The organism is Thalassobacter stenotrophicus (assembly GCF_001458315.1).
Taxonomy (GTDB): Bacteria; Pseudomonadota; Alphaproteobacteria; order Rhodobacterales; family Rhodobacteraceae; genus Thalassobacter; species Thalassobacter stenotrophicus.
Map to the genome: position 1 here is coordinate 1 of NZ_CYRX01000026.1, position 25,822 is coordinate 25,822.

At 58.7% G+C, this 25,822-nt stretch carries 25 protein-coding genes; 12 read left to right on the top strand and 13 right to left on the bottom strand.

Translation table 11 applies throughout. The features are described 5' to 3' along the window. Nucleotides 1-104 precede the first annotated feature (104 nt). On the top strand, nucleotides 105-2,132 hold the full coding sequence (locus THS5294_RS08825; protein WP_058123477.1) for a PhoX family protein: 2,028 nt from the start codon (nucleotides 105-107) through the stop codon (nucleotides 2,130-2,132). A gap of 48 nt (nucleotides 2,133-2,180) precedes the next feature. On the opposite strand, the gene THS5294_RS08830 is transcribed toward THS5294_RS08825, so the two are convergent. After that, on the bottom strand, nucleotides 2,181-2,384 hold the full coding sequence (locus THS5294_RS08830) for a hypothetical protein (RefSeq protein WP_058123478.1): 204 nt from the start codon (nucleotides 2,382-2,384) through the stop codon (nucleotides 2,181-2,183). A 276-nt stretch (nucleotides 2,385-2,660) separates the two neighbouring features. Here THS5294_RS08830 and dld point away from each other — a divergent pair, with 276 nt between their 5' ends. Further along, nucleotides 2,661-4,343, top strand: a complete 1,683-nt coding sequence (gene dld / locus THS5294_RS08835; RefSeq protein WP_058123479.1) for a D-lactate dehydrogenase — start codon at nucleotides 2,661-2,663, stop codon at nucleotides 4,341-4,343. A 2-nt stretch (nucleotides 4,344-4,345) separates the two neighbouring features. Here the strand turns inward: dld and THS5294_RS08840 are convergent, their stop codons facing one another. Continuing rightward, nucleotides 4,346-5,278 (bottom strand): AEC family transporter, encoded by a 933-nt coding sequence (locus THS5294_RS08840; RefSeq protein WP_058123480.1) that lies wholly within the window; start codon nucleotides 5,276-5,278, stop codon nucleotides 4,346-4,348. 227 nt (nucleotides 5,279-5,505) lie between these two features. Here THS5294_RS08840 and THS5294_RS08845 point away from each other — a divergent pair, with 227 nt between their 5' ends. Both THS5294_RS08845 and THS5294_RS08850 read left to right on the top strand, forming a co-directional pair. Beyond that, nucleotides 5,506-5,688 (top strand): hypothetical protein, encoded by a 183-nt coding sequence (locus THS5294_RS08845; RefSeq protein ID WP_058123481.1) that lies wholly within the window; start codon nucleotides 5,506-5,508, stop codon nucleotides 5,686-5,688. A 141-nt stretch (nucleotides 5,689-5,829) separates the two neighbouring features. Next, nucleotides 5,830-6,450, top strand: a complete 621-nt coding sequence (locus tag THS5294_RS08850; protein WP_038007477.1) for a TetR/AcrR family transcriptional regulator — start codon at nucleotides 5,830-5,832, stop codon at nucleotides 6,448-6,450. Nucleotides 6,451-6,483: 33 nt separating this feature from the next. Here the strand turns inward: THS5294_RS08850 and THS5294_RS08855 are convergent, their stop codons facing one another. Continuing rightward, entirely contained in the window at nucleotides 6,484-7,596 is a 1,113-nt protein-coding gene (locus THS5294_RS08855; RefSeq protein ID WP_058123482.1) for an S-(hydroxymethyl)glutathione dehydrogenase/class III alcohol dehydrogenase, read from the bottom strand. A gap of 171 nt (nucleotides 7,597-7,767) precedes the next feature. Between THS5294_RS08855 and rimP the strand changes: the two genes are divergently transcribed. The 4 genes from rimP to infB are packed head-to-tail and all read left to right on the top strand — an operon-like array spanning nucleotide 7,768 to nucleotide 13,109. Further along, complete coding sequence (gene rimP, locus THS5294_RS08860) at nucleotides 7,768-8,340, top strand: ribosome maturation factor RimP (protein WP_072936780.1); 573 nt, start codon at nucleotides 7,768-7,770, stop codon at nucleotides 8,338-8,340. A gap of 3 nt (nucleotides 8,341-8,343) precedes the next feature. Continuing rightward, nucleotides 8,344-9,972: a transcription termination factor NusA gene (gene nusA, locus THS5294_RS08865; RefSeq protein WP_058123483.1), complete on the top strand. Its 1,629-nt coding sequence runs from the start codon at nucleotides 8,344-8,346 to the stop codon at nucleotides 9,970-9,972. Nucleotides 9,973-9,990: 18 nt separating this feature from the next. After that, complete coding sequence (locus THS5294_RS08870) at nucleotides 9,991-10,638, top strand: RNA-binding protein (RefSeq protein WP_058123484.1); 648 nt, start codon at nucleotides 9,991-9,993, stop codon at nucleotides 10,636-10,638. Further along, nucleotides 10,635-13,109 (top strand): translation initiation factor IF-2, encoded by a 2,475-nt coding sequence (infB, locus tag THS5294_RS08875; RefSeq protein ID WP_038007464.1) that lies wholly within the window; start codon nucleotides 10,635-10,637, stop codon nucleotides 13,107-13,109. The genes THS5294_RS08870 and infB overlap by 4 nt, the downstream gene beginning before the upstream one ends. 60 nt (nucleotides 13,110-13,169) lie before the next feature. On the opposite strand, the gene tspO is transcribed toward infB, so the two are convergent. The 3 genes from tspO to THS5294_RS08890 are packed head-to-tail and all read right to left on the bottom strand — an operon-like array spanning nucleotide 13,170 to nucleotide 16,236. Beyond that, nucleotides 13,170-13,634 (bottom strand): tryptophan-rich sensory protein TspO, encoded by a 465-nt coding sequence (tspO, locus tag THS5294_RS08880; RefSeq protein ID WP_058123485.1) that lies wholly within the window; start codon nucleotides 13,632-13,634, stop codon nucleotides 13,170-13,172. A 5-nt stretch (nucleotides 13,635-13,639) separates the two neighbouring features. Beyond that, complete coding sequence (gene crtB / locus THS5294_RS08885) at nucleotides 13,640-14,665, bottom strand: 15-cis-phytoene synthase (RefSeq protein WP_038007457.1); 1,026 nt, start codon at nucleotides 14,663-14,665, stop codon at nucleotides 13,640-13,642. Then, on the bottom strand, nucleotides 14,662-16,236 hold the full coding sequence (locus THS5294_RS08890) for a phytoene desaturase (protein ID WP_058123486.1): 1,575 nt from the start codon (nucleotides 16,234-16,236) through the stop codon (nucleotides 14,662-14,664). Before THS5294_RS08890 ends, crtB begins: the two co-directional genes overlap by 4 nt. Nucleotides 16,237-16,368: 132 nt before the next feature. Between THS5294_RS08890 and crtA the strand changes: the two genes are divergently transcribed. From crtA to bchO, 4 genes are read left to right on the top strand one after another with little or no spacing between them, the layout of a single operon-like run. Then, nucleotides 16,369-17,082: a spheroidene monooxygenase gene (gene crtA, locus THS5294_RS08895; RefSeq protein ID WP_233486443.1), complete on the top strand. Its 714-nt coding sequence runs from the start codon at nucleotides 16,369-16,371 to the stop codon at nucleotides 17,080-17,082. Further along, the gene (bchI, locus tag THS5294_RS08900; protein ID WP_058123488.1) at nucleotides 17,079-18,083 is read left to right on the top strand and encodes a magnesium chelatase ATPase subunit I; all 1,005 of its coding nucleotides are present in this window, start codon (nucleotides 17,079-17,081) and stop codon (nucleotides 18,081-18,083) included. The genes crtA and bchI overlap by 4 nt, the downstream gene beginning before the upstream one ends. Then, the gene (locus THS5294_RS08905; RefSeq protein ID WP_082644993.1) at nucleotides 18,080-19,780 is read left to right on the top strand and encodes a magnesium chelatase subunit D; all 1,701 of its coding nucleotides are present in this window, start codon (nucleotides 18,080-18,082) and stop codon (nucleotides 19,778-19,780) included. Before bchI ends, THS5294_RS08905 begins: the two co-directional genes overlap by 4 nt. Further along, on the top strand, nucleotides 19,777-20,661 hold the full coding sequence (bchO, locus tag THS5294_RS08910; RefSeq protein WP_058123489.1) for an alpha/beta fold hydrolase BchO: 885 nt from the start codon (nucleotides 19,777-19,779) through the stop codon (nucleotides 20,659-20,661). The genes THS5294_RS08905 and bchO overlap by 4 nt, the downstream gene beginning before the upstream one ends. Before the next feature lie 32 nt (nucleotides 20,662-20,693). Here bchO and THS5294_RS08915 read toward each other — a convergent pair whose 3' ends face one another. The 7 genes from THS5294_RS08915 to puhB form a co-directional block, all read right to left on the bottom strand. Next, entirely contained in the window at nucleotides 20,694-21,149 is a 456-nt protein-coding gene (locus THS5294_RS08915) for a c-type cytochrome (RefSeq protein ID WP_058123490.1), read from the bottom strand. 89 nt (nucleotides 21,150-21,238) lie between these two features. Next, a complete protein-coding gene (gene hemA, locus THS5294_RS08920; protein ID WP_058123491.1) occupies nucleotides 21,239-22,450 on the bottom strand; it encodes a 5-aminolevulinate synthase in 1,212 nt (403 codons plus the stop codon). Next, nucleotides 22,440-23,240 carry a putative photosynthetic complex assembly protein PuhE gene (gene puhE, locus THS5294_RS08925; RefSeq protein WP_038007435.1) on the bottom strand — a complete coding sequence of 267 codons (801 nt, stop codon included), beginning with the start codon at nucleotides 23,238-23,240 and terminating at the stop codon, nucleotides 22,440-22,442. The genes hemA and puhE overlap by 11 nt, the downstream gene beginning before the upstream one ends. Beyond that, entirely contained in the window at nucleotides 23,240-24,364 is a 1,125-nt protein-coding gene (gene acsF, locus THS5294_RS08930; protein ID WP_058123492.1) for a magnesium-protoporphyrin IX monomethyl ester (oxidative) cyclase, read from the bottom strand. Before acsF ends, puhE begins: the two co-directional genes overlap by 1 nt. Next, nucleotides 24,361-24,657 (bottom strand): O2-dependent cyclase accessory protein, encoded by a 297-nt coding sequence (locus THS5294_RS08935; RefSeq protein ID WP_038007429.1) that lies wholly within the window; start codon nucleotides 24,655-24,657, stop codon nucleotides 24,361-24,363. The genes acsF and THS5294_RS08935 overlap by 4 nt, the downstream gene beginning before the upstream one ends. Before the next feature lie 4 nt (nucleotides 24,658-24,661). Beyond that, nucleotides 24,662-25,135 (bottom strand): photosynthetic complex assembly protein PuhC, encoded by a 474-nt coding sequence (gene puhC, locus THS5294_RS08940; protein ID WP_058123493.1) that lies wholly within the window; start codon nucleotides 25,133-25,135, stop codon nucleotides 24,662-24,664. A gap of 12 nt (nucleotides 25,136-25,147) precedes the next feature. Continuing rightward, the gene (puhB, locus tag THS5294_RS08945; RefSeq protein ID WP_058123494.1) at nucleotides 25,148-25,801 is read right to left on the bottom strand and encodes a photosynthetic complex putative assembly protein PuhB; all 654 of its coding nucleotides are present in this window, start codon (nucleotides 25,799-25,801) and stop codon (nucleotides 25,148-25,150) included. Nucleotides 25,802-25,822 lie beyond the last annotated feature (21 nt).

Genomic DNA, 25,822 nt, shown 5'->3' on the forward strand with positions numbered 1-25,822 from the left:
CCACGCTGGCTTCACGTAGTGAATCCCCTCATGATGGGATTTGTGCAACAAAGCCTTTGCGTAGCCATTTCGGTGCGCAGTTATTCCAGCAGAAGGACGCTGCCATGTCTCCTCGTGACGAGATCATCCACTCTGATGAATTCGGCAATAAAGCCGAAGCCTTCGAAGCCTTTGACGACATTCCCACCAACCCCAACCTGTCCACGACCATCGGCGATGTGATCAACACGCGCTATGGCCGCCGTGACGTGTTGCGCGGGGCGTTGGGTGTGTCTGCGACGACCGCCCTTTTCGGGACCTCCGCCCTTGTGGCGCCTACCTCCGCCAACGCCAGCACCGCCGCCGACAGCCGCTATATTTTTGATGAGCTGCAATGGGGCAACGACGAAGCCCACCACATCGCAGAGGGTTATAACGCCGACGTTCTAGTGCGCTGGGGTGACCCGATCACTGCAGATGCCCCTGAATTCGACGTAATGAATCAAACCGCTGCGGCACAGTCCCAGCAGTTTGGCTACAACAACGATTACGTCGGTTTCGCCGAGATTGAGCCCGGCCGCGGCATGTTGTGCGTGAACCATGAATACACCAACGAAGAAGTCATGTTCCCCGGTCTTGGCCGTCAGGACCGCGACGGTTTCAAGGGGATGACCCGTGATCTGGTGGATATCGAAATGGCCGCCCACGGTGGGTCCGTGTTTGAAATCGTAAAATCCGCAGAGGGCGCGTGGTCAGTGAACCGCAATAACCCCGCCAACCGCCGGATCACAGCTAACACCCCGATGACCTTTGATGGCCCCGCTGCGGGCAACCCACGTCTTCGTACCTCTGCCGACCCTGCCGGGATGACCGTCTTGGGGACAATCAACAACTGTGCCGGCGGTATGACGCCATGGGGCACCTACCTGATGGCCGAGGAGAACTTTCACGGCTATTTCTGGTCGGACGTCGTAGACAGCGAAGGCAAGGTCGACATCTCGGCACAGCCCGAGGCCGAAAGCATGAAACGCTACGGTGTGCCCGGGCGTTGGTACGCTTGGGGCCAGTACCACGACCGTTTCAACATCGACAAAGAACCGAATGAGCCGAACCGCTTTGGCTACATCGTTGAGGTCGACCCACTGAACCCGGATGCGATGCCCATCAAGCACACGGCCTTGGGTCGGTTCCGCCACGAAGGTGCCGAAGCCATTGTCGCCGCTGATGGCAAATTGGTGATCTATTCAGGCGACGATAATCGGTTCGATTACCAATACAAATGGGTCTCAGCTGAGGCCGTAACATCCGAAAACAGCCACTTTGGGTCCACGCTCTTGTCCGAAGGCACATTGTATGTCGCGCGCTTTAACGCCGATGGCGTGGTGGACTGGCTGCCGTTGGTTCATGGCCAAGGCCCGCTCACGGCGGAAAACGGGTTCGACAGCCAAGCGGATATCGCAATTGATACCCGCATGGCGGCAGACGCGTTGGGAGCTACTCCGATGGATCGCCCTGAGGATGCTCAGCCCGGTCCAAACGGCACCGCGTACCTGATGCTCACCAACAACTCGCGCCGCAAGCCCGAGCAGGTGGATGCCGCCAACCCGCGCCCACAAAGCAACTTTGGTCACATCATCGAAATTAAGGAAGATGGCGAAAACCACTCAGCCACCAAAGGCACGTGGGACATCGTTGTTCTGTGCGGCGATCCAACAATTGCTGACGTTGGTGCACGTTGGAACCCTGAGACAAGCGAGAATGGCTGGTTCTCATCGCCCGACAACTGCGCGTTTGATGACAGCGGGCGGCTTTGGATTTCGACGGACCAAGGCTCTGGCTGGGGACGTACCGGAAAATCGGACGGCCTGTATTCCTTGGAAACAGAGGGCGACCTGCGCGGTCACTCCAAGCTGTTTTTCCGCTGCCCCGTGGGCGGAGAGTTGTGCGGCCCCTACTTTGCCGACAACTCCGAGACGCTGTTCCTTGCGGTGCAGCACCCCGGAACCGACGGCACCAAGGATTTGGTAGGCTTTGAGCGCGCATCGACCTTTGAGGACCCAGCCACACGCTGGCCTGATTTTGAGCCGAACATGCCGCCTCGCCCCTCAGTGGTCGTGGTCACCAAAGAAGGCGGCGGCAAGATCGCGGTCTAGTTCCCATAAGATACGTCGAGAGGCCCCGGCAAACGCTGGGGCCTTTTTTCATTGGGTCCTTTGGCGCAATGTCGCAACCCGTTCAAACCGGTCGAATTGTGGGGCCATTGTGCACCATTCACCTTCGGCTAAAACCCAGTGGGTATCTCGATCAGTGGCGTGAATGATAATGCGATCCTCGCTCATGGTCATGCCGCTGCTTGCAATAATCAGGTTCAAAAAGACCGCGAGGGCTTCTGTCGTTAAACACATACTCAGGTTCCTTTCAGAGGGCCCAAGTGTTCTTCCGACGATGAGCCCGTGATCAAAAACCTCCCGGGAACAGCCTCCCACGGAACCATTAGAAAATCATTAACCAATGCTGCGGCGCAGCAATTTCAACAAATGCAAGCGTTCAACCAATGATTTTCGCCCATTTCATAGGCGGTTTGATGTCGATACGCGCAGCCACAGGCTTTGCGCGATCTGTCACATCCGTCAGCCCGCCGCCCCTTGGTAAATTCAATTAACCAAAGGACACCATACCCCATGCCCGCAAATCTGATCGCCCGTTTGACCGAAATCCTTGGCACAAAACGTGTGTTAACCAGCCCCTCCGCCACGGAACGGTACCGCCAAGGCTTTCGATCCGGTGGGGGCGACGCGCTTGCGGTTTGCCTGCCCCAGACGCTGTTTGAACAATGGCAGGTGATCGAAGCCTGCGTGGATGCCGACACAATTGTCATTATGCAAGCCGCCAACACAGGCTTGACCGAAGGCTCAACCCCAAGCGGCACCTATGACCGGGATGTGGTGATCATCAGCACCCTCGCGCTGGACACCATTCACGTCTTGCCTGGGGCAGAACAGGTCGTGGCCCTGCCGGGTGCCACCCTTTTCACCCTGGAAAACGCGCTAAAGCCGCTGGGCCGTGTTCCGCATTCTGAAATTGGCTCGTCCTGTTTGGGCGCCTCAGTGATCGGCGGCATTTGCAACAATTCTGGCGGCGCATTGGTAAAACGCGGCCCCGCCTACACCGAACTGGCGCTGTACGCCCAGCGCACTGCGGACGGCACATTGCATCTTGTGAACAACCTCGGCATCGACCTTGGCGATACGCCCGAAGAGATCCTGAACAACGCAGAGGCAGGCAAGTGGCGCGATGTGCAGCGCCCGCAAAAACTGGCCTCAGACCGGGAATACGCCGCGCGCGTCCGCGAGGTCGATGCAGACACCCCCGCCCGCTACAACGCCGACCCGCGACGCTTGCATGAAGCGTCGGGATGCGCAGGAAAGATCGCGGTGTTTGCCGTGCGGCTGGACACATTCCCCACCGCCGATGCCACGCAGGTTTTCTACATCGGCACGAATGAAACCGCGCGCCTAACCAATCTACGCCGCGCCCTCCTGACAGAGATGAGCGACCTGCCCGTGCTGGCGGAATACATGCACAAAGACATCTACGACATTTCCGAAAGCCACGGGCGCGACACGTTCCGCATGATCGAATGGCTGGGCACGGACCGCCTTCCGCAATTATTTGCTATGAAGGGGCGCGTGGATGCCATCGGTAATCGCCTGCCGTTTGTGCCCAACAACGTGAGCGATTGGTTGATGCAGTTCGCCTTTGCGCTGTTCCCGTCGCACCTGCCCAAGTTCATGCGCGGCATGCGTCAAAGCTATGAACACTACTTAATCCTTAAGGTCGAAGGTCCGGGCATTGCAGAGGCTGAGGCGATCTTAGAGCGGGTGTTTGCAGAGGAAGGCGCCTATCGCAAATGCACCGAAGCAGAGGGCAAAAAGGCACTGCTACACCGGTTTGCCGCCGCAGGTGCCGCAGCCCGCTACGCCGCCGTACACCCCGGCCCGGTTGAGGATATCCTCGCGCTGGATATCGCGCTGCGCCGCAACGATGAGGATTGGTTTGAAGAACTGCCCGATGAAATTAACCAGCACCTGAGCCACAGGCTCTATTACGGGCATTTCCTGTGCCACGTGTTTCACCAAGACTACATCGTCAAAGCCCACGGCGACCCCAAAGCGATCAAGGCCGCAATGCTGGAATTGCTGTCGGAACGGGGTGCAAAGTACCCTGCGGAGCATAATGTCGGGCACCTGTATGAAGCCGAGCCAGCGTTAAAAGAGCATTATGAAACATTGGACCCCACCAATACGTTCAACCCCGGCATCGGGAAAACGTCCAAGACCAAGCAGCCGATTGCGGCGGAATAGCGTTAGGAGAGCGGGCTAAGCCAGCCGATCACAAGCGAGACTGTCACGATGGACACAGCCGTCGTGACCAAAATTGCGGCGGATACACGCGCGGGGGCCACGTTGTAATACTGTGCCAGCATGTAGACGTTGCCCGCAACTGGCAGCGCGGAGGCGGAAATCATCACCACGGCCGCAAAGGGCTCGACCGGGAACAACACAAGGGCTGCTAAGGCGACGGACAGCGGATGCAGCACCAGTTTACAAAAGCTGAGCCAAGCCGCGACCTCGATACGTTCCGCCGACTTGCCCGCCAATGATGCCCCGATAGCAAACAGCGCACCGGGCGTGGCAGCCGCACCCAGCAAGGACAGGAATTCGTTCACTGGGGCGTACAGCTCTCGGCCCGAGTAGGACCACATCAACCCCAACACGATCGAGACGATCATGGGGTTTTTCAAAAGCCCGAGGCCCACAGTTTTGAATACGCCCAATGACATGCGCCCATCGCGCGAACCCGTGATCAGGATCACAATCAGCGATGAGAAAACGATCAAGTCCGTCGCTAAGACCATCAACATTGGGCCTGCTGCGGCTTCTCCCAACAACAAAACGAGCATTGGGATGCCGAGAAAGCCGACGTTGCCGATGATCGCCACTTGCGCCTCAATCGCGGCTTCAGCGACCGATAGCCCCCGCCAAAACGCAACCGCCGTGGCCAATAAGTAAACGACGCCACACCCCCAAAGGTACGCCCCCACAAACCCGGGATCAAAGATATCCGACAGCGACAGGTTCGCCGCAAAGTTGAACAGCATCGCGGATAGGGCGAAGAAAAACACGAACTTAGTGAGGTATGCCGTCGCCTCAGGCGTGAAAAAGCCCCGACGCCCGGCAAGATAGCCAAGGCCAATAATCCCAAAAAAGGGAAGTGTTTTGAGGAATATGTCCAACATTAACCGAGAGCTATCCCAGTGCGCGGGGGGCGTCTAGGCTTGCTGATGGCAAAAGCGGTTGTGTGGGTGTGCACATCGGGCTGCGCGAAAAAGTGAACCGTTGAGTTCATTTTTATATTGCTAGACGGATCGGTTCAAATTATCCAGTCAAATACGAACTGAACAGTTCAGTATTTACACAACTCTCGGCACAACACACCGACAATTGCACGCGAAAGGTCATTCATATGAAACTCCTCCCCCTCCTGATTGCTCTCTCCCTTGGGCTTGCCGCCGTCGCTCCCGCGGTGCAGGCCTCGACCTTGATAGGCACGGCTTGGGACACGCCGCTTGTTTTCCCCCAACAAGACAGCGCCCCCGTCGTCAAATCCGGCCGGACCGGACAGACACCCCAAACCACGGGCAAATAGCCCACTTTCAAGGTCCCCAAGAGGCATCCGGAGTTACCGCTCCGGGTGCCTCTTTTCGTATTGCGTGGCTTTCCACCGGCGAACGCTTGCTTGAAGTGAACCGTGTCGTTTACAATCAACCGCAAGAAGAGGGAGAGACCGATGGAAGTAGAGAGCCTGATCAAGCGCGGCCGAAAATTCGATCAGGTGATCGACGGCGCATCGCGTGTGTTCATGGCCGAAGGGTTTGAAGGCGCAAGCGTCGACACCATCGCCCGCGAGGCTGGCGTGTCAAAAGCCACGCTCTACAGCTACTTTCCCGACAAAAAGCTACTATTCATCGAGGTCGCGCAGCGTGAGATAACGCGCCAAGCCAGCCTGATTGCGGAAATCGATCACGATGGCCTCAGCGCCCGTGAGGTTTTGACCCAAATCGGAACCAATCTAGCGACGCTCCTGATGTCGAAGTTCGGGATCAGCGTGTACCGCGTTGTAATCGCCGAAGCCGGGCGTTTCCCCGAAATCGGGCAGCAGTTCTATTGCCAAGGCCCCTGCGTGACAGTCGATCGCATGATGGCATTTTTCAAACATGCAGAGGATCGGGGTGAGCTAAAGGTCGAGGACCCGCACCTTGCCGCCCATCAATTCGCCGAACTGTGTAAGGCGGACTGTTTTTTCGAGGTGCTTTTGGGGATCAAGTCGAGCGTTTCAGCCGAGGATATCAAGCGGGTTGTCGACAGCGCGGTTGAGATGTTCCTGACGCGCTACGGCACAGCCGCCTAGCAAAGGGGCGAGAACGCTCCCGCCCCTCGCATTTTAGTAGACCACGACTGAGCGGATGCTTTCGCCCGCGTGCATCAGGTCAAACCCTTTGTTGATGTCATTCAAGCCCATGGTGTGGGTGATCATGGGGTCAATCTCAATCTTCCCATCCATGTACCAATCCACGATCTGAGGCACGTCTGTCCGACCACGCGCACCGCCAAAGGCGGTCCCACGCCAGACCCGCCCGGTCACGAGCTGGAATGGCCGGGTTGAAATTTCGGCCCCCGCAGGTGCCACCCCGATAATGACGCTCTCGCCCCAGCCCTTGTGTGCAGACTCAAGCGCTGTGCGCATCACGTTAACATTGCCCGTCGCATCAAATGTGTAATCCGCCCCACCTTTTGTGAGGTTCACAAGGTAGGGGACCAAATCGCCCTCAACCTCGTTGGGGTTCACAAAGTCGGTCATGCCGAACCGTGTCGCCATTTCAACCTTGGCTGGGTTTAGGTCCACGCCCACAATTTGATCCGCGCCCGCAAGCCGCAGCCCTTGGATCACGTTAAGCCCGATGCCGCCCAGCCCAAACACAATCGCGCGCGAGCCGATTTCAACCTTGGCCGTGTTGATTACCGCGCCGATGCCAGTGGTGACACCACAGCCAATGTAGCAAATTTTGTCGAACGGCGCGTCTGGGCGCACCTTTGCCAGCGCGATTTCCGGCAAGACGGTGTGATTGGCAAACGTCGAGCAGCCCATGTAGTGCAGGATTGGATCTCCATCCAGCGTCGAAAACCGTGAGGTCCCATCAGGCATAAGGCCCGCACCTTGGGTGGCGCGAATCGACTGGCACAGGTTGGTCTTAGGGTTGAGGCAATACTCACACTCCCGACATTCAGGCGTATACAGCGGAATGACGTGATCACCCGGCTTCAAAGACGTCACGCCGGGCCCGACCTCTAGCACAACGCCCGCGCCCTCGTGGCCCAGGATCGCCGGAAACAGCCCCTCTGGGTCCGCACCCGACAGCGTAAATTCGTCCGTATGACAAATACCTGTAGCTTTAATCTCGACCAAAACCTCACCCGCTTTGGGGCCTTCAAGGTTCACATCCATGATCTCTAGGGGTTTTCCCGCGGCGATGGCCACGGCGGCTTTTGTGCGCATAATCTGTCCTCCCGATTTGCGGGAACCTTCTGTCAAATCGCGGTCCAATGCAATTGTCTTGCATCAGGGGCATCCTTCCCCTATATCCACCTTCAACAGCGGCGCGCCCCTGGCGCCCACCGGAATATGCAGCGGGCCGCTTGGCTCGCTTTTTTGTTTTGAGGACCCTTTTTGTCTGAACTAATCGCCAAAACCGCAATGGATGTCCGTCTTGCTGACATCGTCACCCCAGTCATCGAAGACATGGGCTTTGAACTGGTGCGCCTGCGGCTGATGTCGGGCAAAACGCCGATCCTGCAAATCATGGCTGAAAAACCCGAAGGCGGGATTGAGGTCGACGATTGCGCCCAGATTTCCACCGCTATCAGCGCGATCATGGATGTCGAAGACCCGATTGTGGATGAGTACACGCTTGAAGTGTCCAGCCCCGGGATCGACCGCCCTCTGACCCGGCTGAAAGATTTTGATGCTTGGAACGGCTACGTCGCCAAGATCGAAACCACCGAGATGATTGATGGCCAGCGCCGTTTCAAAGGCACGATCGCCGGCACAGAAGGTGATGAAGTTCTATTGGAAATCGAACAAGGCACCATTGGCCTCAAGTTCGAATGGCTCTCGGACGCCAAACTGGTGCTGACCGATGAGCTGATCCGTGATGTTTTGCGCGCCCGCAAGGATGCAGGTGCAATTGATGAAACCCAATTCGATGATGTTGAAACCGTCCTAGACGACGAGGAGTCCTGAGACATGGCCATTACCTCCGCCAACCAGCTGGAACTGCTGCAAACCGCTGACGCCGTTGCCCGCGAGAAGATGATCGACCCCAGCCTTGTGATTGAGGCCATGGAAGAAAGCCTCGCACGGGCCGCAAAGTCCCGCTACGGCGCCGAGATGGATATCCGCGTCAGCATCGACCGCAAAACCGGCCGCGCAACCTTTACCCGCGTGCGCACAGTTGTCGAAGACGACGCCGTTGAAAACATGCAGGCCGAGCTGACCGTCAAAGAAGCCCGCGTATACAAAGAAGACCCGCAGGTTGGCGACATGCTGATCGACGAGGTGCCCCCCGTTGAAATGGGCCGCATCGCTGCGCAATCCGCGAAACAGGTGATCCTGCAAAAGGTGCGTGAAGCTGAGCGTGATCGTCAGTACGAAGAATTCAAAGACCGCGCCGGTACAATCATCAACGGTCTGGTCAAGCGTGAAGAGTATGGCAACGTCATCGTCGACATCGGCGCAGGCGAAGCAGTGTTGCGCCGCAATGAGAAAATCGGCCGCGAAAGCTATCGCCCGAATGATCGTATCCGCGTCTTTATCAAAGACGTGCGCCGTGAGCCGCGTGGCCCGCAGATCTTCCTCAGCCGGACAGCGCCAGAATTCATGGCCGAACTGTTCAAGATGGAAGTGCCCGAGATTTATGACGGCATCATCGAAATCAAAGCTGTGGCTCGTGACCCCGGTTCGCGTGCGAAAATCGCCGTGATCTCGTACGATGGGTCCATCGACCCCGTCGGTGCCTGTGTTGGTATGCGCGGTAGCCGTGTGCAGGCCGTCGTGAACGAGCTTCAGGGCGAGAAAATCGACATCATCCCGTGGAATGAAGACGCGCCTACGTTCCTCGTGAACGCGCTTCAGCCTGCTGAAGTGTCCAAGGTTGTTCTCGACGAAGAAGCTGAGCGCATCGAAGTCGTGGTCCCTGATGAGCAGCTGTCGCTCGCGATTGGCCGTCGTGGTCAGAACGTGCGGCTTGCATCGCAGCTGACCGGGCTGGATATCGACATCCTCACCGAGGCCGAAGAATCCGAGCGTCGTCAGAAAGAATTCGCGCAACGCACGCAGCTCTTCATGGACACTCTCGATCTGGACGAATTCTTTGCCCAGCTTCTGGTTGCCGAAGGCTTCACCTCATTGGAAGAAGTCGCCTACGTCGAGCAAGACGAATTGCTGAGCATCGATGGTGTGGACGAGTCCACCGCAGATGAGCTTCAGGCCCGTGCCCGTGACTTCCTCGAAGCACAAAACAAGAAGGCCATGGAGCGCGCGACCGAACTGGGCATCGAAGATAGCCTCGTGAACTTCGAAGGTCTGACGCCCCAAATGCTCGAAGCTCTGGCTGAGGACGGTGTTAAGAACCTCGAAGAATTCGCAACATGTGCGGATTGGGAACTTGCCGGTGGTTGGACAACCATCGATGGCCAACGCGTAAAGGACGACGGCCTGCTGGAGAAATTCGACGTAAGCCTCGAAGAGGCCCGCGACATGGTTATGACCGCCCGCGTCATGCTAGGCTGGATCGATCCCGAAGACGCTGCTGCTGACCCCGATGCCGAAGGCGCCGACGAGGAGGCACAAGCCGACGAGGAGGCCGAGGTCTAATGGCCTCGGATTTCGCGCTTGGGCCGAGGTGGCAAAGCTAAATCACGCGACGTTCAAGAACGTCGCTGCATCGCAACAGGAGAAGTGCGCCCAACGTCGCGCATGATCCGTTTCGTCGCTGGCCCAGATGGGTCAGTGGTTCCGGACTTGGCAGGGCGACTGCCCGGCCGGGGCATTTGGGTTTCGTCCGACCGCAGTGCGGTGGAACTGGCCGTTAAGAAAAAGCTATTTTCGCGTGCGGCAAAGACACAGCTGACGATCCCCGAAGGGATGGTCGACCGCATCGAGACGGGCCTTTTGCGCCGGGTGCAAGACAGTCTTGCCCTTGCACGCAAGGCAAGTCAGGCGATCACGGGTTACGAAAAGGTCCGTGGCTGGCTTGAACTGGAACGCGCCCGTGTGCTGATGCAAGCCCGCGACGGTTCAGAGCGCGGCAAGACCAAACTGAAGGCCCCCATTCAAAAGCCGGGCGGGCCTGATACATTCATTGGCCACCTCTCAGCCGAGGAGCTGGGACTGGCATTCGGACGCGACAGAGTCATCCACGCAGCCCTAAGCGCTGGTGGACTCAGCAAACGTGTTGTAGAGGAAGCCGCAAGGCTTCAAAGCATCCGCAAGGATATCGGCGGGAATGGGTCCGCCGGGAAGGAACAGACAGAAGCATGAGCGATCAAGACGGTAAAAAACCCCTCGGACTTTCTGGTGGCGCACGTAGCGGCCAAGTGAAGCAAAGCTTCGCCCGCGGACGCACCAAAAGCGTCGTCGTCGAGACGAAGCGTAAACGTGTTATGGTACCAAAGGCTGGCAACGCCGGCACCAATGCCACTGCCCCCACAGTCCCCACGGCAACTGATGCCGAAATGGACCGCCGGCTAAAGGCGCTGCAAGCAGCCAAAGCCCGCGAAGCGGATGAGGCCGAGCGCCGCGCCCGCGAAGAGCAAGAGCGCGCCGAAGAACGTCAGCGCCGCCGCGATGAGGCCGAGGCCAAAGAGCGCGCTGAGCGTGAGCGTGAAGAAGCCATCAAGCAGCGCGAAGAAGACGAAAAGCGCCGCAAAGAAGAAGCAGCCGCCGACGCCAAGCGTTCCGCGGAAGCAAAAGCCGCACCCGCAGCAGCCGCAGCACCTGCGCCCGCCAAGGAAGGTCGCCCTGCGCCCTCTGGCCCGCGCACCGAAATGCCGCCTCGCCGCAAAGAAGAAGACCGTGGCGACAAGCGTGCCAAGACTGCCGCCGACGATCGTCGTCGCTCTGGCAAGCTGACGGTGAACCAAGCCCTGACAGGTGGCGAAGGTGGACGTCAACGGTCCATGGCCGCGATGAAGCGTAAGCAAGAGCGTCAGCGTCAAAAGGCGATGGGCGGCTCGGTTGAGCGAGAAAAGATCGTGCGTGAAGTTCAGCTGCCCGAGGCGATTGTCGTCTCGGAACTGGCCAACCGTATGGCAGAGCGTGTCGCAGCCGTTGTAAAATCGCTGATGAACGCTGGCATCATGGCCACGCAGAACCAAGTGATCGACGCCGATACTGCGGAACTGATCATCGAAGAATTCGGCCACAAGGTCGTGCGCGTCTCTGACGCTGATGTTGAGGACGTGATCCAGACGGTTGACGACAAAGACGAAGACCTCAAATCTCGTCCGCCCGTCATCACCATCATGGGCCACGTTGACCACGGTAAAACATCCCTTCTGGATGCGATCCGGGACGCCAAGGTTGTTGCTGGCGAAGCCGGCGGGATCACACAGCACATCGGCGCCTATCAGGTGACAACCGAAGGCGGCACCGTCCTGAGCTTCCTCGACACCCCAGGCCACGCGGCGTTTACGTCCATGCGTGCCCGCGGTGCCCAGGTCACGGATATCGTGGTCTTGGTGGTTGCCGCTGACGACAGCGTGATGCCTCAGACGATTGAGGCCATTAACCACTCTAAGGCCGCTGGCGTGCCCATGATCGTTGCGATCAACAAAATGGACCGCCCCGCAGCCGACGCACAGCGTGTCCGCACCGAACTGCTGCAACACGAAGTCGTGGTTGAGGCGATGTCCGGTGAAGTCCAAGACGTAGAAGTCTCGGCACATACCGGCCAGGGTCTGGATCAACTGCTAGAAGCCATCGCGCTTCAGGCCGAAATCCTAGAGCTAAAAGCCAACCCCAAACGTGCCGCCCAAGGCGCCGTGATCGAAGCACAGCTAGACGTAGGCCGCGGTCCCGTCGCGACTGTCCTCGTCCAAAACGGGACCCTGCGCAAAGGCGACATCTTCGTCGTCGGTGAGCAATGGGGTAAAGTCCGCGCACTGGTGGATGACAAAGGTCAACGCGTCGACGAAGCCGGACCTTCCGTACCCGTTGAGGTCCTAGGTCTGAACGGAACGCCCGAAGCTGGCGACGTTCTGAACGTTGTCGACACCGAAGGCCAAGCACGCGAAATCGCTGAATACCGCGAAAAAGCTGCCAAGGACAAACGCGCCGCCGCTGGTGCCGCAACAACCCTTGATCAGCTGCTTGCAAAGGCCAAAGACGATCAAAACGTGTCCGAGCTGCCCATCTTGGTGAAGGCCGACGTGCAGGGTTCTGCCGAAGCGATCATCCAAGCCATGGAAAAAATCGGTAACGATGAAGTCCGCGTTCGTGTGCTTCACTCCGGTGTGGGCGCGATCACGGAATCTGACATCGGTCTGGCCGAAGCCTCCGGCGCACCAGTCATTGGCTTTAACGTTCGGGCCAACGCGCCTGCGCGGAACTCGGCCAACCAAAAGGGCGTTGAGATCCGTTACTATTCGGTGATCTACGATCTGGTTGACGACGTAAAAGCCGCCGCATCGGGCCTTCTGTCCGCAGAGATCAAAGAAACCTTCATCGGCTACTCGCAGATCAAAGAGGTCTTCAAGGTCTCCGGCGTTGGCAAAGTCGCTGGGTGTCTCATCACCGAAGGTGTGGCACGCCGCTCCGCCGGTGTACGCCTTCTGCGCGACAACGTGGTCATCCACGAAGGCACGCTCAAGACGCTCAAGCGCTTCAAAGACGAAGTCAAAGAGGTCCAGTCTGGTCAAGAATGCGGTATGGCATTTGAAAACTACGACGATATCCGCCCCGGCGATGTAATCGAAATCTTCGAGCGCGAAGAAGTTGAACGCGCGCTCTAAGCTGGGTGCCAATAAAGAATGAAACAAAGGGCCTTCTTCGGAAGGCCCTTTTCTATTGGATCAAGCGATTTGAACGGTGCGGTTGCGCATCCAGATACTCAAGTTCAACGCCGCAGCGACCGAAACCCACACGAGGTATGGCGCTGTGATCCAAAACGCGAGTGTGTCCATCGGCCAAAGCATCGCCAACAATCCCAGCACCGACAGCCACAGCAACCCGATAATCACAAGACCTGCGCCCAACCGCTGCAACCCAAAGAACACCGGCGTCCACAAGGTGTTGAGCGCGATTTGCAGCGCCCAAAAGGCCATGACATACGCAGAGCCCTCCATCGGTGCCACGCGCGCTGCCGCAAATGCGATTGAGATATAGAGCACCGTCCAAGCCACCGGGAAAAGCCAGTCGGGCGGTGTCCACGTTGGCTTATCGAGGCCACGATACCAAGCACCGGGTGCAAACATGCTCCCCGTGGCGGCGGCGGCGCAACAAGCACCGAAAAATATTGCGAAAAGGGTCCAGTCCATGACCCTTAACTAGGGCGCATTTCTCCGGGTTCCAATAACCCCCGATCACGCGCCTCCAATTGCGCCAAAACCGTCAGCACAGACTCGCCCCAACCAACCGCTGCACGCGGATGCGCAGCGGCGTTCACCAAAAACGCAACCTCATCCAAGGGGCGCGCATAAACCACCGATGAATAGGGCATCACGCTCGCCAAGCTGGCTTGTAGCATGGATTGACCGATCCAACCGATCTTTTGGCGGCCACTCGTATGGGCCCGCTGGGTGATACTGTCGAATTTTGCGCGCCGTATTTCCCGACCGATCCCGTCGTATATATTGCGCGCTGCAAATATCCCCAAGCGCGCCTTAACCGGCAACTTGGCGATGCCTGGCTCGGACCGGATGTAGAGCCGATGCGCCTCTGCCAAGAGCTTCTTGACCATGCGCCGGACCTCTGGCGTCGGAGTTGGATTAGCAAAGAAGGCCTCAACGTCGATCTGCGCCTCTTCCAGCCAGTCCAACGGCAAATAGATGCGCCGTGCGCGGGCGTCCTCTCCGACATCGCGGGCAATGTTGGTCAGCTGCATCGCAACGCCCAAATCACAGGCCCGCGCCAACGCATCAGGGTCGCGCACACGCATCAACACGCACATCATCGCCCCCACCGCGCTGGCGACACGTGCCGAATAACTGCGCACGTCGGACAGTGTTTGATACCGCCGCTCCATCCCGTCCCATGCAAGACCTTCTAACAAGGCTTCGGGCAGGGCGCGTGGCATCTCGAACTCTTCGATCATCGCGGTAAAGGCCCGGTCCGCAGGCGCATCAAAGGGTCGCCCTGCATAGGCTCGCTCCAGCCGATCGCGCAGACGTAAAACGGCGGGGGCTTTATCCTCAACCTCATCCACGGCGTCATCCGCCAACCGGCAAAACGCATATAGCGCCAATGCTGGGTCCCGAATGTCCGAAGGCAAAAGCTTCGACGCCGCCCAAAAGCTGCGCGACCCGGTGCGAATGGCTTCGCGGCAATGCTCTAGGTCAACGGGGTTCATTCGGCGGCTTCACGCATGTCTTCGGTGATATGCATAGGCGGCACAGCAGGCACCAGTTTGCCCAACACCTCCGCCGAGGAAACAACCCCCGGCAAGCCAGCGCCCGGATGTGTGCCCGCCCCCACAAGGAACAGGCCCGGCACTTCTTCGCTTACGTTGTGAGGCCGGAACCATGCGCTTTGCAGGATGCGCGGCTCAATCGAGAAGCCCGCGCCAAAGGGCGACAAATACCGGTCCCGGAATTCATTGGGCGTGAAAACCGCGCTCGCAGAAAGATGTTTCCACAAGCCGGGCAGCATCTTTTCTTCCAAAACGTCTTGAACCTTTTGGCGGTAGGTTTCCGCCATTTGCGTCCAATCTACCGGGTCTTTGCCACCCAAGTGAGGAACCGGTGACAGGGCATAGAACGTATCGCCCCCCTCCGGCGCCACACTCGGGTCGGTGACCGAGGGGCGATGCACATACAGGCTCATGTCATCGGCCAGTTTGTTCTTGATAAAGATGTCGTTGAGCAGCCCTTCATAACGCGGACCGCTAAGAATGGTGTGGTGCCCCACGTCTTTCCACATATCGCTCGTGCCAGACGTGCCAAAATACCAAACGAACAATCCCATGGACCAACGCCGCGAGCGGACCTTGCGATCTGTCCAGCGTTTACGTTTGTGATTGCGCAAGAGCCGGGTGTAGGTGAACCCGGCATCCGCGTTGGATACAACAATCTCAGCCGCTTCGCTTGCACCATCCGACAGTCGCACACCAGCGGCACGGCCGTTCTTAATGAGAATCTCATCGACCTCTTCGCCCAACCGAACACGGCCGCCTTGATCCCGGATCACATTCGCCATCGCGGTCGCCATCGCCTGCACACCGCCCATCGCGTAATGCACGCCATATTCTTTTTCGAGATGGCTCACGAGCGCATACATCGACGTCACATGCGCAGGGTCCCCGCCAATGAACAGCGGGTGAAACGACAACGCCATGCGCAGACGTTCATCTTTGACCCGCTTCTGCGCGAGCTTCAGAATGGATTGATCCGCCCGCAACAGCCCAAAGGTCGGCAGAACTTTGATCGTGTCCCATGCCTTGTGCATCGGCTTGGCAACCATACCCTCAAACCCGACGACATAGCGCCGCGCGGCATCCTTCAGAAACCTGCGATAACCGGGCACATCTTTGGGCGAAAGGCGCGCAACTTCAGCCTCCATCGCCTCAGTGCTTTGGCGCGCCGTAAATGTTTCGCCGTCGGGAAACCGAATTTCGTAAAAGGGGTCCATGGGGCGCAGATCAACGTCTTTGTCGAAATCGCGCCCGCACGCAGCCCACAGATCCCTATAGACCTGAGGCACAGTAACAATCGTCGGCCCAAGATCAAAACGGTGTCCATTTGATGTGATTGAGGACCCTCGCCCCCCCACGACATCCAGCCGATCAATGACCGTCACACGGTATCCCTTGGCGCCCAAACGCATGCCGGCGGCCAGCCCGCCAAGCCCAGCGCCCACCACAATAGCATGAGGACGGCCAGCGGCATTAGGGTCAGCTTGAATACGGGAATCGACTACGGTCATTTTATTTGTCACTCTATATGTCTAGTTTACTTTACATATTGCGGGCTAACTTGTCTCTCCCAAAATATATAATACCTTCATATTTGACAAAACATGTGTCACACTAAGTTGACACTAAGGCGAAGGAGAGTCGTGATTCAGACCGTTACGCTCAACTTTTTCCGTTTCGGACCCATCTCGCAGCGTCTTTGGGCGTTTGCACAGATGGGTGCCGCGCGGTTCAGCATGCCCAAAATTCCGGGGATCGGATTTTGGAAGCTATGCGGCTCGGGCACGGGCGAAGGTTTTACGCCAATTCCCAACACAGCCGTTTACGCCGTTCTTTCCACTTGGGATGACATGGGCAGCGCGCGCGCGGGCCAAACGGCCTCAGTGTTCCAAAACTACCGCAAACACGCGGATGAAGCTTTTACCCTCTACCTTAGCCCCACAGCCGCCCGCGGCAGTTGGAGCAACCAGCAACCGTTCCGCGCGATACCCGCGCCCGATACGTCCGCTGGCCCCATCGCCGCGCTAACGCGCGCGACGGTCAAGCCATCGGTTGCCACACGGTTCTGGGGGCGAGTGCCTGACATCAGCACGGTCATCGGCTCAGACCCGAACGTGATGTTCAAAATCGGGATTGGCGAAGTGCCTCTCCTGCACCAGATCACCTTTTCGATCTGGCCCGACACAGACGCAATGGCCAACTTCGCCCGCCGGGGCGGCCCCCACTCCGAGGCCATTCAGGCCGTCCGCGATGAGGGATGGTTTTCCGAAGAACTATACGCCCGCTTCCATGTTTTGGATGCCGAGGGCACATGGGAAGGGCAGACGCCTCTCCCGCATTTTGAGGACGCAGCATGACACGTGTTTTTCCATTTTCCGCGATCGTCGGCCAAGACGAAATGAAACAGGCCATGGTTCTGACGGCGATTGATCCCGGCATTGGCGGGGTCTTGGTGTTTGGCGACCGAGGCACGGGAAAATCCACGGCTGTGCGCGCGTTGGCCGCCCTTTTGCCATCGATCGACGCGGTTGCAGGTTGCCCCGTAAACGCCGCCTCCGAGGCGGAAATTCCAGATTGGGCGCAGGTCGAAGACCGAACCATCGTGTCCAAACCTACGCCTGTCATCGACCTGCCGCTTGGCGCAACCGAGGACCGCGTGGTTGGCGCGCTAGACATTGAACGCGCGCTAACACGTGGGGAAAAAGCGTTTGAGCCCGGCCTGTTGGCCCGCGCAAACCGCGGCTACCTGTATATTGATGAGGTCAACCTATTGGAGGACCACATCGTCGACCTTTTGCTGGACGTCGCCCAGTCCGGCGAAAACGTGGTCGAGCGTGAGGGCCTTTCTATCCGCCACCCCGCACGGTTTGTGTTGGTCGGCTCTGGCAACCCAGAGGAAGGCGAACTGCGTCCGCAATTGCTGGATCGGTTCGGCCTGTCAGTTGAGGTTGCCTCTCCCAACGACATCGACCTTCGCGTCGAGGTAATCCGTCGCCGCGATGCGTTTGAAAACGACCATGCCACGTTCATGCAGCACTGGGATGCTGAGGACAGCGCCCTGCGCGCGCGTATCCTTGCGGCGCGTGAAACGCTCAAGACAATGAAAACCGATGACGCCGTATTGCGCGACTGCGCTGAGCTGTGTGTTACCCTCGGCAGCGATGGTCTGCGGGGAGAACTGACCCTGCTGCGGACCGCCCGCGCGCTTGCGGCGTTTGAGGGGGCGAATGCCGTGACCCGCCAACATCTGCGATCCATCGCAGCCTCTGCACTGCGGCACCGCCTGCGCCGTGATCCGCTGGACGAAGCAGGCTCAACCACCCGTGTAACGCGCGTGGTCGAAGAAGTCCTCGCGTGAGCGATGCCAGCGATATCTGGTCACGGGCGGCCCTCGCGGTTGCCTGTTTTTCCGTCGACCCCGCGGGGTTGGGCGGCATCTGGGTGCGTGCGCGGTCCGGCCCCGTGCGGGATCGGCTGATCGCGGGCATTCTTGCGGGGCTTCCGCCCATGGGATTGCGACGGCTGCACCCCAATATCTCTGATGAACAGCTTTTTGGCGGCGTTGATTTGAGCGCCACTCTATCATCCGGCAAATTGGTCCGTTCCAGCGGCATCCTTGGTACTCCAACGGCCATGCTGCTCCCGATGGCTGAGCGGGCGACAGCGGGCCTTTCGGCGCGGCTTGCCCTGGCACTAGATGCACAAAACGGACATGCCCTGATTGCGATGGATGAGGGTGCGGAACCCGATGAGCGCTTAGCCCCGTCGCTTGCGGATCGGGTCGCGATACATCTTGACCTAGATGCTTTGGCCGTGGGCGATTGCCCTGTGTTAGAGACTGATTTTGACGCGATTACACAAGCGCGGGCGCTATTGCCCGATGTACAGGCCCTGCCTGAGGCGCTGGATACACTGACCCGCCTGTCCGCGCGGCTTGGCATTACATCCCTGCGCGCGCCGCTTTTGGCACTGCGGCTAGCGCGGGCATCTGCGGCATTGATGGGCGAAACGCTCGTGGATGAAGAGGACCTGACCCTCGCGGCGGAACTGGTTTTGGCCCCCCGCGCGACAGTCCTGCCACAATCAGAAACCGCTGAGCCCGAAGCAGAACCCGAGCAGCAGACACCGGACGCCCCCACTGACCCTGAGGACACCACCGAGCAATCCGAGTTGGATATGCCCATCCCTGAAGACATCTTGCTTGAAGCCGTGAAGGCCATTTTGCCCACCGATCTGCTGGCACAGCTCGCAGCCTCCAAGGCGCCGAGGCGAACGGCATCCGCTAGTGGCACGGGCGCTGCAAAACGCGGCAATCGTCGCGGTCGGCCCTTGCCCTCGCGTCCCGGCGCGTTGGACGGAGAACAGCGGATCGACATGGTCGCGACCCTGCGCGCAGCAGCCCCATGGCAACCTGTGCGCGCCAAGCAACAGCCAGATCGCACAGGCCTGCACATCCGGCCCGATGACATCCGCATTCGCCAGTTCGAGGAAAAATCGGACCGGCTTTTGATCTTTGCCGTCGACGCCTCAGGCTCCGCCGCGATGACCCGACTGGCAGAAGCAAAGGGCGCGATCGAGCTTTTGCTCGCGGAGGCCTACGCGCGCCGCGACCAAGTCGCGCTGATTTCATTCCGAGGGGAGGCAGCCGAAGTGCTTTTGCCGCCCACACGGTCGCTGGTTCAAACCAAACGTCGCCTTGGCGCATTGCCCGGCGGCGGCGGCACCCCGCTTGCGGCAGGACTGCGCGCGGCGATGGAACTGGCAGAGCAATCCAAGGGCCGAGGCATGACACCATCCATCGCGGTCATAACCGACGGTCGCGCCAATGTCGCCTTGGACGGAGCCGCAAACAGACCGCAAGCCGCAGAAGACGCCCAAACGTTGGGCCGTGTCATCCGCAGCCGCGACATCCCGGCGTTGGTCATTGATATGGGCAATCGTCCACAGCCCGGCCTTAAGGATTTGGCCAGCACGATGGGCGCGACTTACCTGCCCCTGCCCCGCGCCGACGCGCAGCGTTTGTCTACGGCTGTGTCTGTCGCGCTGGACGCATGAACTGGCTCAAGCATCAGGCGTCATGGCCCCATGCGACGCATTCGTCGTTTCACAACGTGCGTCCCCATCGTTGGCATGTCCAAGATATGGGCGAAGGCCCCCTGATGCTGCTGCTGCATGGTGCAGGGGCGTCAACGCAGTCGTTCCGGGCATTGATGCCCCTTCTTGCGGCCTCTCATCGGGTGCTGACCGTTGATTTACCCGGGCATGGTTTCACTGTCTCAGGTGCCCGCAGCCGGGCATCACTTGATTGCATCGCCGAGGATATGCGCGCCCTGTTGCGCCATATCGGTGTGCGGCCCAAAGTGATTATAGGCCATTCTGCCGGAGCCGCGGTAGCCACCCGGATGGCGCTGGATATGCAGACGCCGCCCGACGCGCTTGTCGCGATCAACGGCGCGTTTGAGATGTTCGACGGGATGGCCGGATGGCTCTTTCCAATGATGGCTAAGATGCTATCGCTTAACCCGCTCACGGGCATGATATTCTCGGTCACTGCTGGGAATGAAGCCCGTGTCCGAAAACTGCTGCAATCCACCGGGAGCGAGGTCGACGCCGAAGGTATACGGCTTTACCACGCCCTGATTTCGGACCGATCCCATGTCGAGGGCACGCTGTCGATGATGGCTCAATGGCGACTAGAACGGTTGCTGAGGGACCTGCCCAAAGTACCCTGCCCCACCCTGCTGTTAACGGGTGAAAATGATGGTGCAGTGCCGCCCAGCGTGTCAGAGGCCGCAGCCGCGCGCATCCCAACCGCTACGCACATAACCTATGCCAATCGCGGACATCTTCTGCACGAAGAAGACCCCAAAACTGTGGCCGATCGCATTCTCAGTTTTCTAGCGGACAACAAAAAGGGCAGCCAAGCGACCGCCTGACTGCCCTCAATGATACTAAACCCGAGTTGAGCTTAGGAGCCTTCAGCCGAAAGGCTTGCGAGATATGCGTACAGGTTCACAGCGTCTTCCGCTTTGCGCACCTTAAAGGACATCTTGCCCCGGCCGCTTTCGCCTGTGGCTTCTTGGGATGCGCCAGTTGGGTCCATCACGTACTTCACAAAGAACTCTTCGGTGTACACGACGCCTTGCTCAGCACCGGCCTCAAGCAGCTTGGAATAACGGAAGCCATCGACGGAACCCATTGTGGCGCCAGCGATGTTGTACAGGTTAGGGCCGGTTTTGGCTTTGCGGCCAGCCAGCGTTTCGCCCGCGTCGTTGACCACGACGTGGCAGGATACGCATTGGCGGAATGCTTTCTCACCCGCTGCGGCGTCACCGGTTGCAGCATGACCATCTGCCATGGCTGCGCCTGCAAAAAAGGCGGGCATAGCCATCAGGCCAGCAGCAAGAATTGCGAGTTTTTTCATTTGGATTACTCCCTTAATTGGATATCGCACTTGATAGAAGAATTAGACGCAAGGCCTCAAGGTTCCACAAAAAACTTCACATATCACAATCACGCGACGGCGTGGGCGATCGCGCATTGCTGCCACAACTGCTTAAGAGCGGAAACCAGCTTATCAATATCGGCATCCGTATGAAGCGGCCCGGGGGTAAAGCGCAGTCGCTCTGTTCCCTTGGGAACGGTCGGATAATTGATGGGTTGGACGTAAATTCCATATTGGTCCATCAAAATATCGCTCAGCTGGCGGCACTTAACCGGGTCCTTGATCATCACGGGTATGATGTGGCTGGGGTTATCGATGTGCGGGATACCGGCGGCATCAAGTTTGGCGCGCAACTTGGCAACCTGACGCTTTTGAGCATCACGCTCAGCCGCGCTTTGCTTGAGGTGGGCAATGGACGCAGCCGCAGCCGCGGCAACTGCGGGGGGCAGCGCTGTCGTAAAGATAAAGCCCGACGCAAAGCTGCGCAGAAAATCCACCATCGCGGCAGAGCCAGTGACATAGCCACCCACGCATCCAAAGGCCTTGCCCAAAGTGCCTTCGATCAGGGTGATCCGGTCCATCAGGCCGCGTTCCTCGGCGACGCCACCACCGCGCGGACCGTACATGCCAACGGCGTGGACCTCATCGATATAGGACATCGCGCCGTGCTTTTCGCACACATCAAGGATCTCTTCGATGGGAGCGATATCGCCGTCCATTGAATAGACACTCTCAAACGCGACGATCTTGGTGGCATTCGCAGGCAGCGCGGCCAGCTTGCGGTCCAGATCTTCGGGGTCGTTGTGTTTCCAGATCACGCGGTCACATTTTGCGTGGCGGATACCTTCAATCATGGAGGCGTGATTCAGCGCATCCGACAGGATCACCGCATTCGGCAGGCGAGACCCCAGCGTGCTGAGCGCAGCCCAGTTGGACACGTAACCCGAGGTGAAAAGCAGCGCCGCTTCCTTGCCATGCAAATCGGCCAGCTCGGCCTCTAGGGCGACGTGGTGGCGGGCCGTCCCGCCGATGTTGCGCGTGCCGCCCGCACCCGTGCCGTGCGCCTTGACGGCCTCGACCATCGCGTCGACCACGTTGGGGTGTTGGCCCATGCCCAGATAGTCGTTGGAACACCAGACCGTCACATCATCCGCACCTTCGCCGTGGTTTTGAACCGTCGGAAAGGACCCGCATTTACGCTCTAGCTCGGCGAAAATGCGGTAATTGCCCTCTTCTTTGAGCTTATCGAGTTGGGCTTGAAACAGGTTGTCAAAGGGCATTTTCGGGTCCTCCAGATGTCGTGTCTTGTTCTTTGGGCAGCATCCACCGCCAGAGTTTTTCGTCGGGCAGCCGCACGACCATGAACCAGTGCTCCAAAAGCGCCAGCGCAGTCATAACAGCCAATAGGGTAAAGCCGATCGCGGCCGCGGGGGTGGGCGCATCAGCGATGCGTTCCATGAAGCAGGCAACCGCAAAGCTGAGGCCTGTGACAGAGGTCGGAAACAGCCAGTTGATCCGGGACTCCCGGAAATGGCTGGGCACATGGACCAATGGTTTGGGGATGAACTCCGTATTCACCTTACGCACGCCCAGATAAAGGTTCAGTTTGGCGCTGATCCGAGCGACATACAGGATCGCAAAAGTCCAAAAGGCGAATTTGTTGGGCATGCCATAGGCAAAGAGCGACAACGCCATAAGCGCCATCACAAGTGCCACTTCGTGGTAGGCGACTGTCCCCCAAGCGCGAATGAACCGCTCCCACTCGGGGACGCCGGCGCGTAGCGGGTAGCGGTTTGGCCCCGCAATCACGCCTGTCAAAAACGCGAGCTCAATCCAGCCCCAGATGGCCAGAGCCGAGAAAAACGCGCCATAGACACCAAATAGCGAAGTGTCCGTGAACGTGATCCAAGCGCCGGTGCCCCCAAGGATCAAGAGGGGCACATTGCCGAGGGTCGCCCAAAGATGGCCGTCAGAATTATCAGCGCGACGCACAACGAGCAGGATCACACCGGTGGCGAACCACCAGGCAAAAATGGCCACAAGGGCTGCGATCCAGACGTTTTCGAGCATCAGTAGCTGGGCTCCATCCGCACGTTTTCAGGGGGAGTGCTTTTCACGACCGGGATCATGAACAGCGTCACGAACGCAGCGGCCGCACGGGTGGTGCCGGACGCTTTGCCCAACATCCGGGCGAGGCCGGTTTTCTTTTCGGCCACTGCCAGATCCGCGTTCGCCTTTTGCAGCCGCTTAAGCGTTGGCAGCCACTTGGGGTGATCAATATCCAGCATCATCGGAAAGATCTGCGCGCTTAGGTCAGAGGTCTTGCGGAACACCTCTTGGCCGTACCAATCCACGTCCACGCCCAGCGCGTCATGGAAAGCAGGGCGTTGGTGGTCGCGCACATACATCGTGCCAAACACAGCGGTCAAAAAGAACTTGATCCACAGTTTGTTTTGCCACGTTTCCGTCAGCTCGGGATCGGTTTTCATTAGCAGGGCAAACGCCTCGCCATGCGAAAACTCATCGTTGCACCATTCCTCAAACCATTTGAAAATCGGGTGGAACCGCTTTTCGGGATGCTTTTCGAGATGGCGGAAGATCGTGATGTAGCGGGCGTAGCCGATCTTTTCCGACAGATACGTTGCGTAATAGATAAACTTGGGCCGGAAGTAGGTGTACTTCTTTTTCTGGGTCAGAAACCCAAGGTTCACGGCGATACCCGCTTCGCGAAGGGCGTCATTGATAAAGCCTGCGTGGCGGGCTTCATCCCGTGCCATTAACTGAAACAGCTCGGTCACATCCTTGTTGGACCCCCGGCGTTTCATCTCTTTGTACAAAACGCAGCCAGAGAATTCGGCCGTACAGCTTGAGATCAGAAAGTCGATGAACTCACGCTTGAGCGTCGGCTCCATCCCGTCCCAATCGACGGTGTCCCAATCGGCATTTTTCTTGAAATGCCCTTTGTTCGGGTCTGCCTTCATCTGCGCGATCAGGTGATCCCAGTCCTCGCGGACAGGCTCTACGTTGATGGCGTCTAGCTCTTCGAAATCGGTGGTGTAGAACCGCGGGGTCAGCAGCGTATTTTGCATCGCCAGCGCGGTCGCACCTTCGCTATCGACCACGTTATGGTTGTCGGCGGCAAGGGCCTCTTCGACAGTGCTTGCGTCAGCGGAGTGTGTGTTGTGGACATTCATGACATTGCCTCCTCAGAGAAGGAAAATTCGCAGAGTTCCATGAACTCCAGATCGCCGGTCATCCGCGTCCAAAGACGCTCAAGACCCGACGCGCGGGTGATGGTTGCGATCCGGTCCTCAGAGACGATTTCGCCATAGGGTGCCATGATCTCGGGGCCTTGGACTTGGACCTCATCGCCGGGAAAGATGACCGCGCCGTTATTGAACTTTACGTGCGCGTGGAGGCTCTCGAACTTGTGGCTGATTTCAACCGTGCAAGGCGCCGTCTCGGTGGTGCGTGTAAAAAATCCCATGGGTCTACTCCTCCAACATCGCAGCGAACGTGGCCGCATTGCTTGCGCCAAATCCAATCAACTCGGCACGCCATGCCGTATGATCGTCCCGCAGGGACAGTTGGCCATTTTCGAACAGAACAAGGCGAACGGGCAGATCAGGGCTAAGCCCCGCTTGGGTCCGGGTCCGCTTGAGCACGCGGTAAACGCCCGCCACAAAGCCGCCTTGGGTTTCATCGAGGTCCGCAATCAGCGATCCGTTTGCGTCCAGCACACGAGCCGCGCCGGACATGCCATCCGCGCTGATAAACAGCACGCGTTCCTTGACAACGCCCACATCGGAACCTTCCATCATGGGCATGGCTTCAAGCGGTCGATCGGTCAGGCGGGCATAGGCCACGATGATAAGCGCACAGATCACAAGGACCAGCAGCGCACGCAGCAGCAAAACAGGGATCATCTCCTTGTCGCGCTCTACGAGTTTCTGTTCGGGGGTCATTCTGACGGCTCCTTATTCTGCCGCAGCCAAAGAGGCTACGTTGGGCGTCGCATGAGCGGGGTCTATCCGCGCGACACGGGGTTGCGAAATTTCGGGTTCAGCGACTTCGGCCATAAGGCGCGCAACCTTTGCGGCCTGTGGGATACAGCGCAGCGCGGGTTCTGTGCGGGTGATCCGCCAAGGACGCAAATGCGGCCAAAGCGTCAGGTAACCAAAGCGGGTCTCGCCCAGCGTTTGCAGGGCGATGGTGCCGCTGCCATCCTTGCGAGTGGTCAGGTTGGCAGCAGCGATTTGTGTGAACGGAAAGTTCAACGTCATGGTGAGAGCCGCGCCAACGCGCATGATCACCCGACGGTTCGTGATGGTATAGACGGTCGATTTCGCCTGCGCCCATCCCGTCAGGATCAACATGATGCAGGCCACCGCCCCCAGCACAAGGTAGAACGAGGCGGCAGTCATCGCCTCGATCACAGACATGGTTGATCCCGCAACGATTGCCCGCCACCCAAACAGGATGAGGAAGTAGCCTGCCACCCATTTGAAGGACAGGCTTTCCTTGGTCAGCGCCCACCAGTAGGGTGCGCCCTGCCACAGGATGGTTTCCCCCTCGGGGAGCATCTCGGGCAGGCCGCGGATGGGTTCTTGGTCAAAATCGTCGTGGGACATGGGTCTGGTCCTTGTCGTTAA

Coding starts and splice junctions, on each gene's coding strand:
- THS5294_RS08850 (WP_038007477.1), top strand. CDS start 5,830: ATGGAAGTAGAGAGCCTGATCAAGCGCGGCCGAAAATTCGATCAGGTG.
- tspO (WP_058123485.1), bottom strand. CDS start 13,634: ATGGACTGGACCCTTTTCGCAATATTTTTCGGTGCTTGTTGCGCCGCC.
- infB (WP_038007464.1), top strand. CDS start 10,635: ATGAGCGATCAAGACGGTAAAAAACCCCTCGGACTTTCTGGTGGCGCA.
- puhE (WP_038007435.1), bottom strand. CDS start 23,240: ATGCTCGAAAACGTCTGGATCGCAGCCCTTGTGGCCATTTTTGCCTGG.
- THS5294_RS08915 (WP_058123490.1), bottom strand. CDS start 21,149: ATGAAAAAACTCGCAATTCTTGCTGCTGGCCTGATGGCTATGCCCGCC.
- THS5294_RS08840 (WP_058123480.1), bottom strand. CDS start 5,278: ATGTTGGACATATTCCTCAAAACACTTCCCTTTTTTGGGATTATTGGC.
- THS5294_RS08825 (WP_058123477.1), top strand. CDS start 105: ATGTCTCCTCGTGACGAGATCATCCACTCTGATGAATTCGGCAATAAA.
- THS5294_RS08890 (WP_058123486.1), bottom strand. CDS start 16,236: ATGACCGTAGTCGATTCCCGTATTCAAGCTGACCCTAATGCCGCTGGC.
- hemA (WP_058123491.1), bottom strand. CDS start 22,450: ATGCCCTTTGACAACCTGTTTCAAGCCCAACTCGATAAGCTCAAAGAA.
- dld (WP_058123479.1), top strand. CDS start 2,661: ATGCCCGCAAATCTGATCGCCCGTTTGACCGAAATCCTTGGCACAAAA.
- puhC (WP_058123493.1), bottom strand. CDS start 25,135: ATGACCCCCGAACAGAAACTCGTAGAGCGCGACAAGGAGATGATCCCT.
- THS5294_RS08830 (WP_058123478.1), bottom strand. CDS start 2,384: ATGTGTTTAACGACAGAAGCCCTCGCGGTCTTTTTGAACCTGATTATT.
- nusA (WP_058123483.1), top strand. CDS start 8,344: ATGGCCATTACCTCCGCCAACCAGCTGGAACTGCTGCAAACCGCTGAC.
- acsF (WP_058123492.1), bottom strand. CDS start 24,364: ATGAATGTCCACAACACACACTCCGCTGACGCAAGCACTGTCGAAGAG.
- bchO (WP_058123489.1), top strand. CDS start 19,777: ATGAACTGGCTCAAGCATCAGGCGTCATGGCCCCATGCGACGCATTCG.
- THS5294_RS08935 (WP_038007429.1), bottom strand. CDS start 24,657: ATGGGATTTTTTACACGCACCACCGAGACGGCGCCTTGCACGGTTGAA.
- bchI (WP_058123488.1), top strand. CDS start 17,079: ATGACACGTGTTTTTCCATTTTCCGCGATCGTCGGCCAAGACGAAATG.
- crtB (WP_038007457.1), bottom strand. CDS start 14,665: ATGAACCCCGTTGACCTAGAGCATTGCCGCGAAGCCATTCGCACCGGG.
- THS5294_RS08855 (WP_058123482.1), bottom strand. CDS start 7,596: ATGCGCACAAAAGCCGCCGTGGCCATCGCCGCGGGAAAACCCCTAGAG.
- THS5294_RS08845 (WP_058123481.1), top strand. CDS start 5,506: ATGAAACTCCTCCCCCTCCTGATTGCTCTCTCCCTTGGGCTTGCCGCC.
- puhB (WP_058123494.1), bottom strand. CDS start 25,801: ATGTCCCACGACGATTTTGACCAAGAACCCATCCGCGGCCTGCCCGAG.